The sequence below is a fragment of the Bifidobacterium apri genome, from assembly GCF_009299485.1.
GTDB lineage: Bacteria > Actinomycetota > Actinomycetes > Actinomycetales > Bifidobacteriaceae > Bifidobacterium > Bifidobacterium apri.
Genome location: NZ_WBSO01000002.1, coordinates 170745 through 188125 on the forward strand (window position 1 = coordinate 170745; position 17381 = coordinate 188125).

Here is a 17381-nt window from a genome sequence, read left to right on the forward strand (position 1 = left end):
TGACACTCCTTGTCTTGATTGTCTTGATGTGCTCTGACGATTCGTGTTGACGATTCGTCTTGACGATTCGCCTTGCCCGATCAGGTCTTCTCACGTACTCTCACCGGCACAACCGGCCGATTCACCGCCGCATTCACGCCGTGACCGGAGTATACGCGACCTTCCACAACGGTAGGACGCTCTGGGTCAGCCGGGACGGGAATCCGGTGACGCCCTTGACCTGCGCGACGCTCACCCGGTAGGCGAACAGCCAGTCCGCGGGCGCATCCTCGCTGACCATTCTCGCCGCCTGTTTGAGATAGCGTGCACTGTCCTTGTCGTTCGTCGCGGCGAGCGCCTTGCCATACAGCGCCTGCACCTGCGGATTGTCGTAATGGTAGTAGTAGTCGGGCTGCGTCCACTTGTAGAAGTCGTGGCTTTCCGCATGGTCGACCAGCGAAAGGTCATAGTCGCCATTGGCGTGCACGTCCTGAAGCCACGTGGAGAATTCCACGGTGTTGACGCTCAGATCGATGCCGATGCGGCTGAGCTGGCTGCGCAACTGCTCGCCGAGTTCGGAACCGTACACATTCGCATAGGTGAGCGTCAACTTGAGCGGGTGACTTGTCGAATAGCCCGCCTGCCGCATGAGTTCCTTGGCTTTGGTCGGATTGTACGGATACAGGCCGGTCAGGTCCTCGTACCCGGGGTCGACGGACGGAATCGGCCCGCCGAGCGCCGCGTCCACGCCACCCCGTGAAGCGATGATTTCCTTGTGGTTGATCGCGTAGCGAATCGCCTGCCGCACGCGTTTATCGGATGTTTTTGCGCCGGTGCAGTTGAAGGCGAGGACGAATTTGTCGCTGCCGTCGGTCGCTTTGACGGTGTATTTCCCACTGCTCTTGAGTTTGCCGGTCATATTCGCGTTGACCGGTGACAGCACTTGCACATCCCCGCTGGTCAGCGCGTTGAACGCCGCATTGTCATCCGGCAGGAAGCGCACGGTCACCGTGTTCGTGCGAGCCTTGTGCGCGCTGCCCCAATAGTTCGGGTTCGCTTGCAGAACGAGCTTGCTGCTGGAGTCGAAGGATTTGACCAGATACGGCCCGGATCCGATCGCCGTGGTTTTCGCGTCGTACCGCGCGTCTTTGTCGAAGACCAGGCCTGGCCGGCCGGACAGGTACCACAGCATATTCGCATCGGGCTTGCTCAGGGTGAGTTTCACGGTGGTTGCGTCGGGGGCGCTTGCCTGCTTGAGGTTCTCGACTTGGTCGCTGTTGTAGTACTGCTTGGCTTTCAACTGGTTGATGGACCATGCGACGTCGGTGGCGTCGAGCGTGTCGCCGTTGGAGAATCGCATGTGTGTATTGAGTTTGAAGGTGTAGGTCAGCCCGTCATCGCTGATCGTCCAGCTTTTGGCGAGACCGGGCTCCACCTCGTTATTGGAGTTGCGTGAGACGAGCGCCTCGTAGACGTTGCCGATGAGCAGCTGTTCGAGCGCAGAACCGGACTGGTTGCGGATGTCGAGGCTCACCGGTGCGAGTTTGATGCCGATGGCGATGCTCTCTGATGCGGTTGGTGTGGCGGCTTTGCGTGCATGTGTCTGCACGATGGCGCAGCATGCGACGAGTGCGACGATGACAAGAGCCGCGATCACCCAGATGATGGGTTTGCGTCCGCTCTTGCGCTGTTTCGCGTGCGCGTTCAAACTTGCGTCGGTACTGACGTTGGTACTGGCATCGGCGGCGACACGCGGTTGTTGGTTTTCCTCGCCGCGTTCTTGCCGTGCTGTCGCCTGGGCTGTGGTGTCTGTTTCGGTTGCGTCGGACATGCCGTGCGCACCATTGGACTGAACCATGGTCTCTCCTCTGTTCGGCTGTGAAGCCTGCTTATATGATGGCTGGTTGACCGCCCGTGCGGGTCGATCACCACGCCCCATCATACGCATGCAGGTGGATTGCCCCGGCCGCCGGTCCCGAGGTGACGCCGCCCGCCGCGCCATGGCTCCTCGCGTCCGGCGCGCCCGGGGCGTTCAGCGGGTGTTGCGCGCGTAAATGAACGCAAGACCCTTGAAGATGAGATCGGGATCGTAGACATCGATCAGATCGGTGTCATCCTTGAACATGCGTCCGAGTCCGCCGGTGGCAATGACACGGAATTCCCCATCGATCTCCTGGTGGAATTGCCTGATGGTGCGTTCAATGCCGCCCAGGAAATTGTAGTAGAGACCGGCTTGCATCGCGTCTTTCGTATTCGTGGCGAGAATCGACTTCGGCCGTGTGATCTCGACTTCCGGCAGTTGGGCGGTTTCGTTCCACAGGGCGGCGGCTGCGGTGCGGATGCCGGTGGTGATCAGCCCGCTGCGGATACTTCCCTTGCCGTCCACGTAGTTGAAGGTCGTGGCTGTTCCGAAATCCGCGACAAGCACCGGCCCGCCGTAGGTGAAGTACGCTCCCACGCAATCGGCGAGACAGTCCGCGCCCATCGTTTTGGGATTATCTATGACCACGTTGATGCCGGTTTTGATGCCTGGCCCGACGATCATCGGGTCGATACCGAGGAATTTCACGATGCTCGCACGGAACGAATGCATGACTTTCGGCACCACGGACACGATGATCACGTCCTGCACATCGCTGGTGTGATACCCGCTCATCGCAAGGAATTCGGTGATCATCAAGCCGTATTCGTCCGAGGTGTGATTCGCTTTCGTCGTAATCCGGTAGGTGCCGGTGATCCGTTCTCCTTGCTCCCCGTCGAGGAAGCCGAGCACGATGTTCGTATTGCCGATATCCACTGCCAGCAGCATAGACGTCCTTTCTTCATTCGCGGCATTGCCGCATTTGCCGTATCGACCGTATTCGCCGTATGATTCGGATTCCCGCCAGCCCGCCGGCAAGCCCGATCCGGGTATCGTCCGCCTAGGCCGTCAGGCGGTCACGCCGCATGTGCGCGAGCCTGGAGACAATGCCCGCTGCAAGATCTTGCTTGTCCATCAGCGGCTGAGGCTCGGCATGCACGTGACGGTCCTGCGTGTCGACGGGCTGTGCCGTTCCGGAATGCCGACTGCAAGCCGCGCTGGAAATATCCGGGGTGAGTATCACGACCCGGTTCGTGTCATGCGCGAACCCGGCGCCGGGATCATTGAGATTGTTGGCGACCAGCATGTCGCAGTGTTTGCGTTCCAATTTGGATTGCGCGTTGGCGAGCAGGTCCTGGGTCTCCATCGCGAAACCGCACAGCATCTGCGAACCGTCCTTCCGCTTGTGTTCGCCCGCCCATGCGAGGATGTCGGGATTGTGCACCAGCGTGATGTTGAGCGTGGATTCCGCGGCTTTTTTGATTTTCTGGTCACTTCGGTGGTCGGGGCGAAAATCGCCGACCGCGGCGGCCATGATGATGATATCCGCTTGCGAGAACTGTCCGCGGACCGCATCGAACATCTCCTGCGCGGTCTGGACATGGATGGTGTGCACGCCGTCCGGCTCGTCCAAGGCGACCGGCCCGGACACGAGTGTGACATCGGCTCCCATGGATTGCGCCGCCCGTGCGAGGGCGTACCCCATTTTGCCGGTGGAATGGTTGGTCAGGTATCGCACCGGATCAAGCGGTTCTTGGGTGGGACCGGCGGTGATCAGCACGCGCAGCCCGCGCAGATCGCAGGATGCGTCTTGGCGATGATCCGCGTGATGAAGCGGCATACGCCCGGTCTGTACGGACGATTGGGATGTCTCGTCGCTGTTCTGCGGGCGTGCGAGCGCCTGCTCGACCGCTGTCTCGATGTCACCGAGGTCGGCGAGCTTGCCTTTGCCGGTCTCCTGACAGGCGAGCACTCCGGTTGCAGGCTCGACAACCGTCCACCCGAATTCGCGGCATTCGGCGAGATTGCGCTGTGTGACGGGATTGTCGTACATCCGGGTGTTCATCGCCGGACACAGGATTTTCGGTCCGCGATAGGCGAGCACCATCGAAGTGAGATAATCATCGGCGATGCCGTGGGCGATTTTGGCGATGATATCCGCGGTCGCCGGGGCGATGACCAGCACGTCCGCCCACTTCGCGTCATCGATATGACTGATGCCGAGCCGCTGGGCATCCACCGCATCTTGGGAATCCGCAGCCTCAGGGAACATGGCGGTACGTACCGGCGTATGTGCCAAGGATGCGAAGGTGAGCGGGGTGACGAAATGCTGTGCCGCGGCGGTCATGGCGACCCGTGTCTCATACCCGCGTTTGCCCCAATCGCTGACCAGTTGGCATGCCTTGAACACCGCGATGCTGCCGGTGACTCCGAGCATGATATGGGTTGAAGCCATACGACCTCCCAGGCGCCGCGCTGTTGCGGCGGTTCGTCATGTCGCTGCGGCGGTCGCCGTCAGCGCTGCCGCCAGTATAGGTCGCGCAACCGACGATGCCGGTGCCGTCACACGTGCGTCTTTTCATGCCAGGCGTCCCCGCGCCCGGCGACGCCTATCGGCCGGTCCGACGCATCCGGCCGAAGCAAGGCAGCCAACATCAACAGCAGGAATGCGATCGCCATAGACCACCGGAAGGCAGGCGAGAAATACCGGCGGTTGCGTCGCGAAGCAACCTACTCAAACCTCATCACAAATCTGTCATTGAATGGTGAAGCCTTGGTTCGCCCCATACTCCTGGATGTCCTTCTGCCAGCTGGCGAGCGCCCCGGCGAGCGACACTTTCGGCCCCGGATCGTCCGGCACGGTCACGGGATTGCCGTCATCGTCGGTCATCCCCGCTTCATACCGTTTCTTGGCGGTGATCCTGTGCTGATTGGCGGACTCCCACTTGTAGGCTTTGCCCATGGTCGCGCGGAAATCACTGCGCGCATACACTTCGAACGGCAGGTATTGGTAGTCTGCGGAAACGTTCTGAGCCGCTTGGGCGAGTACTTTGTTGAACTGTTGACCGCCGAAATACGGGATCTGGATGCCGCGCGAGTCGCGGATGGTCGTCTTGTCAAGGAAAGTCTTGGATTCCAGCGTGGCTGTGTCTGCCGGGAACGCCCCGCCGTCAACCCGCGTCGCGATGCCTTCAGCGTCGTGGCACACGTATTCGATGAACCGCCAGGCGGCTTCGGGTTTGCGCGTGGTGTTGAGCATGGTCAACGCCGATCCACCGGTTTCGGCGTTAGTGGCGCTGCCATCGACCGTCGGAATGGCACCCACCCGCCATTGTCCGGCGGCACCGGGCACATCAGCCAGCAACATGGACGGCATCCATGCGCCGGAAAGCACCGAAGCGACGGTTCCGCTGCCCAACGCGTTCTTCCATCCTGAGGACCATGTGGTCAGATGCGTGTTGATCAGCCCTTCGTCAAGCATTTTCTGCCAGTATTCGATGAAGGTTTTCGTGCCTGAATCACCTTTGAGATTCACGGTCACGGTTTTCCCGTCGGACGAAGTCTGGTACGGGCGACCGCCGGCAAGCCAGATCATCGCGTCGAAGAAACTCGCGTCCCCTGCGTCTGCGGCGATATACACCCCGATTTTCTTGAGTTTCTTGGCCGCCAGGTAATAGTCCTTCCACGTGTGGATTGTCGTCGGGTCAACGCCCGCCTGCCGGAACACGCTGTCGTTGTAGAAGAACGCCATCGGCCCCGAATCCATGGGCAGGCCGTAGATGCGACCGCCCAGCTGCACTGACGACCATGTGCCCGTGGTGTAGAAGTTCGCATAGCCTTGCGCACGGTCGGTCACATCGCGCAGCTGGCCGCTCACCGCATATTGGAGCAGCGCATAGTATTCGATTTGAGCGACATCCGGCAGCCCGTAACCATCTTGGATCGCCGTGTTGAGATTCTCATAGCCGCTCGTATTCTTCACGATGACGTGAATGTCCGGATTCGCCGCTTCGAAGGATTGGGCCAGCTTGCCCATACTCGGTTCCCATGACCATACGGTGATGACGGTGCGCGTATCCTGTACGGCGCATGCGGCGACCGTGAGCAGCATGCACACGGACATGACTGCGGATAGCACCTTCGCCACCAGGTGTCGTCCGCGGGATGGTCGGGTCATGCTGCTCCTTTGTCGTATCGGTCAGTCGTCGGCGCCAACCGTCATTTCATACTGACGATAACGCCATTGGGTGCGATGGTCGCCGTTCCGTCACCATGGTCGTCGGCGAGCGATGCAACGATCGCCCGGCCGTCGATATCCACGGCGACCGGGTGGTGGGTCCGGTTGAATTGGAAGGTGAACAGCGGCGCCTCATGCTCGCCGTCGCCACGGCCTTGACGTTCCACACGCAGGACGTCGCCGGAACCCTGCCATGCGGGTACAGTCACGTCCATAGCCTCGAACATGGCCGGCAGGCTCGCGGCAAGCCCGTCCGCGCCCAACCGGCAACCGACGTAGGCTGCGCACCCCTCACCGTACGTGTTGACGGTGATGGCGGGGACGCCATCCATGCCGGTCCATGGATCGGCTTGATAGGTGGCGAGCACACGTGCCGATTCGGCGGTCGAAGTGATGACGTCGGCGATGTCGTGCGCCACTGTGCCGTTGCTCACATCGAGGTGATCGAGGACGCCGTCATCATCGCCCATCGGGGCGAATTCTTCCGAACGCACGCCGACGACATCGCGTATGGCTCCCGGGTAGCCGCCGAGCCACACGTGGTCGCGTTCGTCGCTGATTCCTGTGTAGTAGGTGGCGAACAGTTTGCCGCCGCCGGCAACGTAATCGCGCACGCGTCGCGCATCGTCCTCTCCTAGCAGGTATACGCTCGGTAGAACGACCATCTCGTAGCGCTCCCAGTCGCTTGCCAGCGGTACCACGTCGGCGGTCAGACCGCAATCGGCGAGCGCGGTGAACCAATCCAGCGGTTCCGTCCAATGCCGTACCTGTTGGGTGGGTGTCGCCGTATGCTCGGTCGCCCATTCGCTCGCGTCATCGTGCACGACGGCGATACGAGCCTGTTTCAGCGTAGTGCCAGGCAGACCGGCTTGAGACAGGGTGTCCAAGTCGTCGCCGAGCGTGCACACATCACGGTAGACTTGGCTGTTCTGCCCTGCATGGGGCACCATACCGCTGTGGAATTTCTCGGCTCCCGCTTGGGATTGACGCCACTGGAAGAAGCAGATGGCGTCCGCGCCCATGGCCAGATGCGCCATCGCGTCGCGTTCCAGCTGCCCGGGTTCTTTGCGGTAATTGATGCCACGCCAGTTGACGGCGCTGGTGGAATGTTCCATAAGGAACCAAGGCTGCTTGCGGCTGATGCCGTCAACCAGCGAGGACGAGTAGGCCAACTCGTCAAGATGCCGGCTCCCCGCCGTGAAATAGTGGTCGTTGGACACGAAATCGACTTCATGGCCCCAATCGTCATAATCGAGGGCGTTCCCCGGCGCGCTGACCATGAAGTTCGTGGTCAACGGGATGTTCGGGGTGATCTGCGCGAGCGTGTCACGTTCGGCTTTGAAGAATTCCTTGAGCGCGTCGGAGCAGAACCGCTTGAAGTCAAGCAGCTTGCCCGGGTTCATGAAATTGCCTTCCCCGATGTAGCGCGGCGGGATGATCTGCGAGAAATCAGTCATGCGCTGGGACCAGAAGTAGGTGCCCCACGCGTCGTTGACCGCTTCGATATCCCCATAGCGCTCTTTGCACCAGCGCTGGAAGGCGCGCATGGCGTCATCCGAATAGTCGAAACGGTTGTGGCACCCGTATTCATTACTCACATGCCAAGCCACGATCGCCGGGTTGTCCCGGTAATGCTGTGCCATGGCACGGCACAGTCGCAGGGCGTATTCGCGAAAAATCGGGCTTGTGGGACGCCAATGCTGTCTGGCTCCCGGCCAGCAGGCGTCGCCCCGCTCGTCCTTCCACAGGACTTCCGGGTGCTTCTGCGTCAGCCAGAGCGGCGGGCTGGCGGTCGCGGACGCGAGATCGACGGCGATGCCGGCATGGTACAGCTTGTCGATGATTCGGTCGAGCCACCCGAAATCGTAGACGTCTTCCTCCGGCTCGATCGCACTCCATGCGAAGATGCCAAGGGAGACGATATTGACTCCGGCCCGGTTCATGAGTTCGATATCCTCATCCCACACGGATTCGGGCCATTGTTCGGGATTGTAATCTCCGCCGTACCAGATCCGCCGGGCTGCATTGTCCAACGGTCTGGGCCAACGGTGTGTTCTACGTGCTGTCATGGCGCTCCAACTGTATATGTTCGGTTACCGATGTTTACCATACCATCGACGGCCGTGTTTTTCCTGACGGCGCTTCCCCGGCCCCGTCCGGATGCGCTCGGCACCGGACCGGCACGGTTCAGCGGGCGTATCGCACCACCGATCCGCGTTCGATCAGCTCGCCGGGAATCACGGTTTTCACATTCACCGGCACCTCCTCGCCTTCGCATTGCTTGCGGATCATCGTAAAGGCCTCATGGCCGATGACGTCGAATCGCATGCGCATGGTCGTCAGGTCGAGTTGGGGGACGATGCCTCTGAGCGAATCATCCACGCCGATGACGCTGACGTCCTGCGGCACACGACGGCCGCCTTCCTTCAGGCCCAGGATTGCGCCGTACGCCATCTGGTCGTTCGCCGCATACACGGCGGTGCATGCTGGGTCTTGGGCGAGTTCGCGTCCGGCACGATACCCGCTGTCGGCCCCCCAGTCGCCGATCACAACGTCAGGCGCGCAGATGCCATGGCGATCAAGCTGGTCGCGCCATCCTTGCATTCTGCTGCGAGCCGCACGCGACTGCTCGGGACCGGCGATATGGTGCACGGTTCTGTGGCCTTGCGCCAGCAGATAATCGACGATATGCGTGGAGCAGCCGTACTGGTCGGCGTCAACGGTCGGGCAATGCGCGGCGGCTCCCTCGCACACGAGGACGACCGGCATCTCCTTCGGCGGGACGAACGTGTCGAAATCCGGCACGTCCTGCTGCAACACGATGATGATCCCATCAACCGGCAGTTGCGCCATACGCTCGACAGCCGCTTGGAGTGAGCGTTCCCGGCCGGCACCCATCGTGCGCACCGTAACGGCGTAGCCTTCGTCCACCGCCGCCGCGACGATGCCATCAAGGATGCGCGAGTCACCGTAGTCGTACAAGCTGAACACGACGACGCCGATATCGTTGAACCGGCCGTATTTGAGGGCTCGGGCAGCGTAGTTCGGTCGGTACCCGAGTTTGTCCATCGCTTCTTCGACGCGCTCACGGGTCTCGTCGCGCACGCCTTTGCTTCCGTTGGTGACGCGGGAGACGGTCTGGGGCGAGACACCGGCTTCCTTTGCGACATCCTGCATGGAGACAGTCAGGTTCCGGTTCATTGTTCTCCCCTTGATCGTTTCTGATACGCGCAGCCCAGTATAAGCGATATATCCGTCTCGGGGGCCGCACTCGTCTCATCATGAGCAACGCGGACGGCACGCGAAGCCCGTACTTCGTCGCGATTACGTGTGTTCACCGATGCGGGTGGGTGCCGCGATTGGATCCGCAATCCGCCAGCGACCGGAAGCGAGCGCGTCCAAGCGTCCGCGGCATGTCATGGGCATTGCAGCGGGATCGACGACACGAAATCCATATCACTCCCGCTGACCGGGTCGGTGAATACCAGACGGCGTGCAACCAGTTGCAGCGGAGCGCTGACATCATCCGGATCGCAAGGCTTCAGCACCGGATAGAACGGGTCACCCACAATCGGCAGGCCGAGCGAACTCATATGGACACGCAGCTGATGAGTTTTACCCGTCGTCGGATGCAACACGTATCGACGGATACCCATGGGCAGCGCAGTCGCACCAGGCCCGTCCGCGCTCATACCGCAGGCGTCGGGCAGATCAATGATGGTCTGCGCATTCGGCTCCCCCGGTATTTCGTAGGCTTGCAAACGGCCACGATCCTTGACGATATGCGAGCATCGCTTGAGGGGAAACACTGCCGGAGCTTGCAATCGTGTGACCGTACCGGTCCGCGGACGCGCGATCGGCGACGCCGGGGCAAGACATTCGTAGGTCTTGCGCACCTCATGGTTCTGGAACAGCATCTGGTAGGCGCCCCGGCATGCCGGGTCCCGCACGAACACCACGATCCCGGCAGTCAACCGATCCAGCCGATGCGCCGGCGTGATGTGCGGCTCCCCGTACAGCTCACGCAGTTTGATCAGCGCCGACTGCCGATACCACATGCCGCGGGGTGTGGTCGGCACGAAATGCGGCTTGTCGATGACAATGATCCGCTCGTCCTCATACAACACCACACAGTGAAACGGGATGTCGGGCTCGTCGGTCACCCAGCGGTGTCGTTTGGCGACCGGCTCTTGCCGTGTACGCGACGCTTGCTTCCGCGCGTCACGCATCGAAGTATCGCCGTCGTCAGACAGCGCGGCGGCATGCCCGGAGCGCAGCAACGTCGCATCGGGCACGCCGTCAGTGTGAGCCACAGGCATGCGTGGCATCACTCAACGGTCACGGATTTGGCGAGATTACGCGGCTTGTCCACGTCATAGCCCTTGAGCATGGCCATATCCATGGCGAACAACTGCAACGGCACCACGTCCACGAGCGGGCTGAGCAGCGTGGGGCATACCGGACGCCAGAACACGACATCCGCATACTGTTCGACATCCGGGTCGCCCAGTTCGGCAACAGCGATGGTGTACGCGCCACGCGCCTTGACTTCCTCGATGCCGGAAATCACCTTGTTGTGCAGAATGTTGCGCCCGCGAGCCGACGGCACGATCACGACGACCGGCTCACCCGCGTCCACCAGCGCGATCGGGCCATGCTTGAGCTCGCCCGCGGCGAAGCCCTCGGTGAAGGTGTAGGCGATTTCCTTGAGTTTCAACGCGCCTTCCAGCGCAACCGGGTAGCCCACATGACGGCCGAGGAACAGGAAGGAATGCGCGTTGACCATCCGCTTGGCGGCCTGCTCGACGTTGCCCGCCTGATTGTCCAGCACCCACTGGATTTTTTCGGGCATGCCCTTGAGCTGCTCGAGGATGTGCCTGATCTCGTCGCGGTACATCGTGCCCTTCACTTGCGCCAGATACAGGCCAAGCAGGTAGGCGGCGACAATCTGCGCGACGAAGGCCTTGGTGGAGGCGACCGCGATTTCCGGGCCCGCGTGCGTGTACAGCACAGCGTCGGATTCGCGCGGGATGCTGGCACCCTGCGTGTTGCAGATCGCCAGTACGCGCGACCCCTGTTCGCGGGCGTGGCGCAAGGCCATCAGCGTGTCCATGGTCTCGCCGGACTGCGAAATCGCGACGACCAGGGTGCGGGGCGTCAGAATCGGATCGCGATACCGGAATTCATGCGCCAGTTCGACTTCGACCGGGATGCGCACCCAATGTTCGATCGCGTATTTGGCGACCATGCCGGCATAGCTTGCCGTGCCGCACGCCACGACGATGATCTTGTCGACCTGGCGGAACACGTCCAGCCCGATATGCACTTCGTCGAGCACGATATCGCCCTGGTCGTCAAAGCGGCCGAGCAGCGTATTGGCCACGGCCTCCGGGTCCTCGTGAATCTCCTTGTCCATGAACGAGGGCCAGCCACCCTTTTCCGCCGCGGAAGCGTCCCAATCGACGGTGAAACGCTTGGAATCCTTCACCGGGTTGCCGTTGAAATCGGTGACGATTACATGGTCACCGCTGATGCACACGGCCTGGTCCTGCCCAATTTCCATGGCCTGCTTGGTGTAGGCGACGAACGCGGCGACATCCGAACCGAGGAAGTTCTCCCCCTCGCCCAGACCCACCACGAGCGGGGAATCATGCCGTGCGCCGACGACGATATCAGGCTGGCGGCAGTCCACGGCGAGGATGGTGAACGCGCCGGTCAGCATGCGGGCCACGCGCCGCAACGCTTCAAACAGGTCGGGTTTGCCGGTTTCCTCGATGATGGTGTTGGCAACCTTGCCGAGCAGTTTCGCCGCGACTTCGGTATCAGTGCCGGAGGAGAACACGTACCCTTCGGATTGCAGATCCATTTTCAGCTGTGATGCGTTTTCGATGATGCCATTGTGGATGATGGCGATTTTCCCGTCCGCGCTCACATGCGGATGCGCGTTGGTGTCGCTGGGCTCGCCGTTCGTGGCCCACCGCGTATGTCCGATGCCGACCGTTGCGTCCGGAAGAGGCGAACGCTTGAGGTCGGCTTTGAGATTGTCCAGGCGACCTGCCTTCTTGCGAACGGCTACGAGATTCATGCCAGGTGCGGCAAGTGCGACGCCCGCGGAATCATATCCACGGTATTCCAGCCTGCCCAGACCTTGCATGCATACTTCCAATGGTTTGCCGCATGCGGTCATGCCGCCTGCATATCCTACGATTCCGCACATAGCACACCAGTGTATCGGACGATTATGTCAAGCGCCGATGGCGAAAGTCACTTTCACATAACCGGCCAATCGGCGCTTGGAATGCACATCACGAATTCGTTTGGCACGCTTCGTACAGTTTCGCCTTCGCGGCATCATACCCTGGGGCGGATTCGTCGAAATACTTGCCGAATACGTTCTTGTCCTTGTTCTCGTCGCTGACGATCGCCTTGTAATCATCCACCGTCATGGATTGTTCGGCGAGCCCGTTTTTCTTCAGGCATTGGAGCAACGGTACCGCTGGATCCTCGTTCTTGGGATTGCTTTTCATGCTGTCGTGCAGAATGCTCATGCTGGTGAAATCATTGTCCTCGTCGCATTGGGCGACAGCGGAATCGCCATCGCTTTGGCTCATTCCGGCGGGATACGTGGTTTGCATGCCGCCTTGCGAGTCAAAAGTGACATCGACGCCTTGCTGTTTCGCGCAATCGCTGAAATGCTCGCTGAGTTCGTTGAACTCTTCGTCGGTGATTTTGCTGTCCTTCAGTATCTTCTTGGTCAGGGACTGGTGTGCATCATCGTAGGTGCGTTTGATTTGTTGCGCGTAGTATCCGGTGAAGACGGTGCCGTCCTTCGCAGTGGCGCTACTCGATGCACTTGTCGCGGTGCCAGTGGACGGAGCGGTATGTCCTCCGCCCGCACAGCCCGAAAGCAATGTTGCACAGCACGCCATGGCGCATACCATGACTGTCACAGCGGTGTGACGGTTCCCCCTATTGTTGGTCTTTTTCATGATTTCACTTCTCGGAGTGGTGATTCTTTCATTTCGCAGAGTCGGAAGGTGGGCTTGTGCCGCGAGTCCCGTAGCGCAAGCCCGCCTTCGCGGTTATTTATCATTTGGATTGATCGTTATCATCGGGATGTTCATGGACGTATACGTAGTGGGACAGATCGTTGATCTTATACCCGTCGTAACGTTCCATGCATTGCTTCGCAATCTTGTTCATCCTCTTCGCATTCGCACCATGGTAAGGATGCGGCATCCTTGTGCTTTCCGTCCAATCGATGTCGACGAAATCGTTTTCGCTTTGAGCTTGGGCATTGACACAATCCATTACCTTGTCTTGAATCGCATCAAGATCCTTCTCACTGATTTTGCCATCCTCGATGAGTCTCCGGGCGAAACCAGTCTGAAGGCTGTTGTATGTGTCTGCAAATTTCCGAGCATATGGCCCTTTGAACACGAATCCATTCTCGGCCTTCGCAGTGCTTTGCGATGGGTCTGGGGTCGCATTCTGATGTCCGGCACCGCAAGCGATACACATCAAGCATACCACGGCGACGCCGAAAATCAAGAGCACATTTCGTATATGAGCAACGGTATGAGTCAACATCCTGGACCAATCACTAATACCTGTGCCACTGTGCATCGTACGTTACCAACGGCTGTCCATGCGCATTCGCATATGACTTATGATAGGTCGGGGCCCATTTTCCATAAGCATTCCTCTTAGTCCCGTCATTGAATGAATACCTCAGTACGTGCCGCGAATACACCCCCTGTACCGTCGCCATGGAGTATGTCCAGTACACTACACCGCAATTCCAAACATCCCTCGCATTCGCGGTACCCGCCAATCCAGTCGCGAGCAGCAGCGATGCTGTAACCGCGGCCAATGCTGTCTTTACTTTCTTAGTTCTCTTCATTGTAGAGACTCCTTCTTGTGCCTCATATGCAACGCCCCGTTGACGTCACGATTGCATTGTTTCTCGCTTCACCACACGATGCAAATCCTTGTCATTGAAATTGCTACAAACCCCTGCTCACGGTCATCGATTCTTGAAATATTTGAACAGGTCGCGTTCGCGAGTGACCAGCATCGCAAGCGTGACGCCAGCCAACACACCTACAAGGGCCGCCGCTGGAATTCTGGCGAGAATGCCGATGAGCGTCAATGGAGCGATGATAATCCCTGTATCCATTTCCGTCACCGCCCAGACTGCCAATGGCAGTGTCACAAGAATTGCCGAACAGCACCAGGTCAATGCCTCAAGCAGCATCTGTAGCCAAAGCGCGGCCTTGGGTTCGCCACAATGCATAGCGGATGCGAGTTCAAGCCTCCTGACGCGCACAACAGCGAATCCTATGAAGAACGCGGCGATCAGCATCACCATAGGAGCTAAGGCAGTCTGCCTCTCCCGGAAGGCCTTGACGGCATCCAGCTGTGAGCCTTGCGTGGCATTCAACTGACTGATCGTTGGCTGCTGCGAAGCATCCGAAGGCCATGAGGAGACCGTGGATTGCAACAATGACTGCATGGCATCAGGAACCGGCCAGGCTTTGACCACGCATTGGTCGAAATCGTCCGCATCAGCCGGAACCTGGCTGAGCGCCACGTATTCGTAATTCGTTGACCTGCCATCATCTGGATACTGGAATACACCGGCGATTCGAACGCTACCGCCGGCATGCAATGCCAGCTGACTTCCGGCGGCAGCGTTCACAGACTGTGCCGCTTGCGAGGAGAGCCAAATGCCATCGTAATCCCGAGTACTCAACCCTACCGTGTCGGAACGGTTCGAAGAAGCGAAGACATCCAGCGCCCCAACCGTGGCATCAAGCGAAGGAATGCCCGCTGAAGGCAGAATGGCGGAAATGACCTTATCGTTCTTCGAGCGAAGTGCACCCGAGGCAAGCACCCCGTCCATGCTGGACAACCGCTCGCACGCCTCGCCGCTGATCCTGCCTTTGAATTCGATGACATACGTCGATGCACCGGAAGCGATGTACCGGTTAACCTGCTGCGCTATTGAGCGAATACTGAAGAGGTCTGCCGCAGACAATCCGCCGATCAACACGGCAACAATCAACATCAGCATGAAGGCATGCGACGTTCCAGAGACAATGTCTCGCCAGGCTTCGTCGATAACGCCTCCCAGTCGCATCCGCCCTGTAGCCGGCATACCCCGGTCAATGGCATTCACATCGGTATTCTGTTCCTGGCTCACTGGTAATCCCTCAAATCAATGATGTCCGTACAGGCATCGCGGGTACGCGGATCATGCGTGGCGACCACGACGATTGCCCCGGACATCGACAACGCATGCAAGGTACGGTTCACACTCGCCGCCGTCGCCAGATCAAGCTGTGCGGTCGGTTCGTCCACGAGAAGCAATCCCGCATGGGAAGCGACCGCGCGTGCCAACATCAGCCGCTGCGCTTCACCACCGGACAGATCACGGAACTGTTTGTCGGCAAGATGATCGAGTCCGAATACACGCAACAACGCCATGGCATGTTCCTCTGCTTCGCCTCGACGTTCTCCCCGCGAGATGTATGGCAGTGCCACATGGTCGATAACCTTTCTGCGCGCAACGCCATGAGGATTCTGCAACACCCAACACACTCTGCCACATGAAACCCGCGACACCTCGCCTTGAACCGGTTGCTGCCAACCGGCAATGATGGACAATAGCGTGGATTTGCCCGAGCCGGAAGGACCGACCAGCGCATAAACGCGCCGGGGATACAGCGTCATGGTGATATGCCTGAACAGCCAGTCGTCCCCGTCGAAGCTGTGCCCGACATCGTCGAGCTTGACATGGGCAGACTGCTCATCACCGGAATTGTCCTGAACTGTACTGGTTCCCGCCAATCCTGCAACCGCGGGTCGTATGGACTCGAGCCGGTCTTGCCCGCTCATCGGCACGCCTTGCCTGTGCTGGCGGGAACATCGACGGAAGTCAGGGATGCGCCGGATTGCACGCTGACCATCGATTTGCCAAGCTGGGAGGCGACCACATGGACGGCGACCGGCTTGCCGCGCGAAACCACGCATGCCGAATCCGCGGAGACATCGTACATCGCCGCCGGCGGCACCGAGACCACGTTCAGCGCTTTGGCGAGCTTCCAGCGATATGTAACGTTGATGGTGTTCGGAGCGGTGTCTTGTCCCGTGTCGCTTTGGGCCCCTCCGGTATCGGAAGCCTGCCCGGAGGCTGTCGGCTGTTGGGCGGCACGGTATTCGTTGCTCGCACCGATGGCTGAGAGCAGGGAGGCGTCAGTGCTGTCTGCTGTCTGATCGGTGATGGTGAACGTCGCACCGTTGACTTCCATGACCCGATCACCTTGCACCATCGAGGAATCATTGCGTCGGAACGTCGCACGGACCGGTTGGCTGGTAGTCGTCAGCACATCGGCTCCCTGCTCGACCTGCCCGCCATATCGGGCTTGGCACTCCTTGACAGTCACCTGCTGTTGGGGCAACCATGCGAACAACGACGTATCGATGCTCCACTGGCGCTCTTGCGTGGTTCCCTGCGTCCCGGCGGTTGTGGCAAGCGCATTGAAGGCTTTCACCGTATCCCACGTCATCACGTCCGAATCCGGAGCCGCATATCCGAGCCGTCTGAGCTCCGCATTGAGCGCCGCGATATCACCGCCCTTCATGCCACCGGTCATCGTCCGATACGGTGGTGTTCTCAGATACAGGGCGAGTTGGAGTTGTCCGTCAATGGCAATGAACGCGGAGCCTGATTCGATGTTGCTTCCGGCCGCGCACTGTCTCAACTCCGTAACCACTCCCCCAACCGGAGCGGCTACGGAACCGGATTCACTGCGTTCCACCGTGACGGTGACGGAACGCTCGTCATCATATGGTTCCGATCGCACGGCAAGTGTGCCCGCGCGCGTAGTCGACTCGAACGCGGTAGGTTGGGGCTCACGGGTGAGCAGAAACCCGCCGCACACGCCGGCCGCCAGCATGACGAGCGCGAGCAGAACAGCCACGGAGACGGACACAGTGTTGCGGCCCATGTTCCGGTTCGTACCGGTTTTCGGATGATGTAGCCGCATTCTGTGCTCCTTCGTGCAGAATCGAAACGTAGCCATTATCGGCAGGGAGGAATCCGCAGGCAAATCCTTGTCGTGCAAATACCTACACGGTCGCGATACTGGCACTCGCGCCAAACATGGCTTTGCGGCACGATTACCCGTTTTTCGTTGACTTTCCGCCGATACAGCGCCTCATCTCCCAAGCAAATCATGATTGCGCGTCTCACATATTGGCGCTGTTTTTGGAATATCCTGCGGAACGGTTTCCGTGAAA

13 protein-coding genes are annotated in these 17381 nt (G+C 59.8%); all 13 read right to left on the reverse strand.

Translation table 11 applies throughout. The annotated features are described in order from the left end of the window. Nucleotides 1-133: 133 nt before the first annotated feature. Nucleotides 134-1837, reverse strand: coding sequence for an ABC transporter substrate-binding protein (locus tag DSM100238_RS02075; RefSeq protein WP_152355083.1), 1704 nt, complete (start codon nt 1835-1837; stop codon nt 134-136). A gap of 174 nt (nt 1838-2011) precedes the next feature. Next, complete coding sequence (locus DSM100238_RS02080) at nt 2012-2788, reverse strand: type III pantothenate kinase (RefSeq protein ID WP_152355084.1); 777 nt, start codon at nt 2786-2788, stop codon at nt 2012-2014. 112 nt (nt 2789-2900) lie between these two features. Beyond that, nucleotides 2901-4295 carry a bifunctional phosphopantothenoylcysteine decarboxylase/phosphopantothenate synthase gene (locus tag DSM100238_RS02085; RefSeq protein ID WP_152355085.1) on the reverse strand — a complete coding sequence of 465 codons (1395 nt, stop codon included), beginning with the start codon at nt 4293-4295 and terminating at the stop codon, nt 2901-2903. Between the two features lie 300 nt (nt 4296-4595). Continuing rightward, nucleotides 4596-6017 (reverse strand): extracellular solute-binding protein, encoded by a 1422-nt coding sequence (locus DSM100238_RS02090; RefSeq protein ID WP_152355086.1) that lies wholly within the window; start codon nt 6015-6017, stop codon nt 4596-4598. 41 nt (nt 6018-6058) lie between these two features. Continuing rightward, a complete protein-coding gene (locus DSM100238_RS02095; protein ID WP_152355087.1) occupies nt 6059-8146 on the reverse strand; it encodes a beta-galactosidase in 2088 nt (695 codons plus the stop codon). Nucleotides 8147-8264: 118 nt separating this feature from the next. Then, nucleotides 8265-9278: a LacI family DNA-binding transcriptional regulator gene (locus tag DSM100238_RS02100; protein WP_152355088.1), complete on the reverse strand. Its 1014-nt coding sequence runs from the start codon at nt 9276-9278 to the stop codon at nt 8265-8267. 215 nt (nt 9279-9493) lie between these two features. Next, nucleotides 9494-10240 carry a pseudouridine synthase gene (locus DSM100238_RS02105; protein ID WP_240812306.1) on the reverse strand — a complete coding sequence of 249 codons (747 nt, stop codon included), beginning with the start codon at nt 10238-10240 and terminating at the stop codon, nt 9494-9496. A 164-nt stretch (nt 10241-10404) separates the two neighbouring features. Further along, the gene (glmS, locus tag DSM100238_RS02110; protein WP_152355089.1) at nt 10405-12294 is read right to left on the reverse strand and encodes a glutamine--fructose-6-phosphate transaminase (isomerizing); all 1890 of its coding nucleotides are present in this window, start codon (nt 12292-12294) and stop codon (nt 10405-10407) included. An 88-nt stretch (nt 12295-12382) separates the two neighbouring features. After that, on the reverse strand, nt 12383-13066 hold the full coding sequence (locus tag DSM100238_RS02115; RefSeq protein WP_240812290.1) for a hypothetical protein: 684 nt from the start codon (nt 13064-13066) through the stop codon (nt 12383-12385). A 100-nt stretch (nt 13067-13166) separates the two neighbouring features. Then, nucleotides 13167-13598 (reverse strand): hypothetical protein, encoded by a 432-nt coding sequence (locus DSM100238_RS02120; RefSeq protein WP_240812291.1) that lies wholly within the window; start codon nt 13596-13598, stop codon nt 13167-13169. 505 nt (nt 13599-14103) lie between these two features. Further along, complete coding sequence (locus DSM100238_RS02130) at nt 14104-15282, reverse strand: hypothetical protein (protein WP_240812292.1); 1179 nt, start codon at nt 15280-15282, stop codon at nt 14104-14106. Continuing rightward, nucleotides 15279-15977: an ATP-binding cassette domain-containing protein gene (locus DSM100238_RS02135; protein ID WP_152355091.1), complete on the reverse strand. Its 699-nt coding sequence runs from the start codon at nt 15975-15977 to the stop codon at nt 15279-15281. The genes DSM100238_RS02130 and DSM100238_RS02135 overlap by 4 nt, the downstream gene beginning before the upstream one ends. After that, the gene (locus DSM100238_RS02140; protein ID WP_152355092.1) at nt 15974-17128 is read right to left on the reverse strand and encodes a hypothetical protein; all 1155 of its coding nucleotides are present in this window, start codon (nt 17126-17128) and stop codon (nt 15974-15976) included. The genes DSM100238_RS02135 and DSM100238_RS02140 overlap by 4 nt, the downstream gene beginning before the upstream one ends. Nucleotides 17129-17381 lie beyond the last annotated feature (253 nt).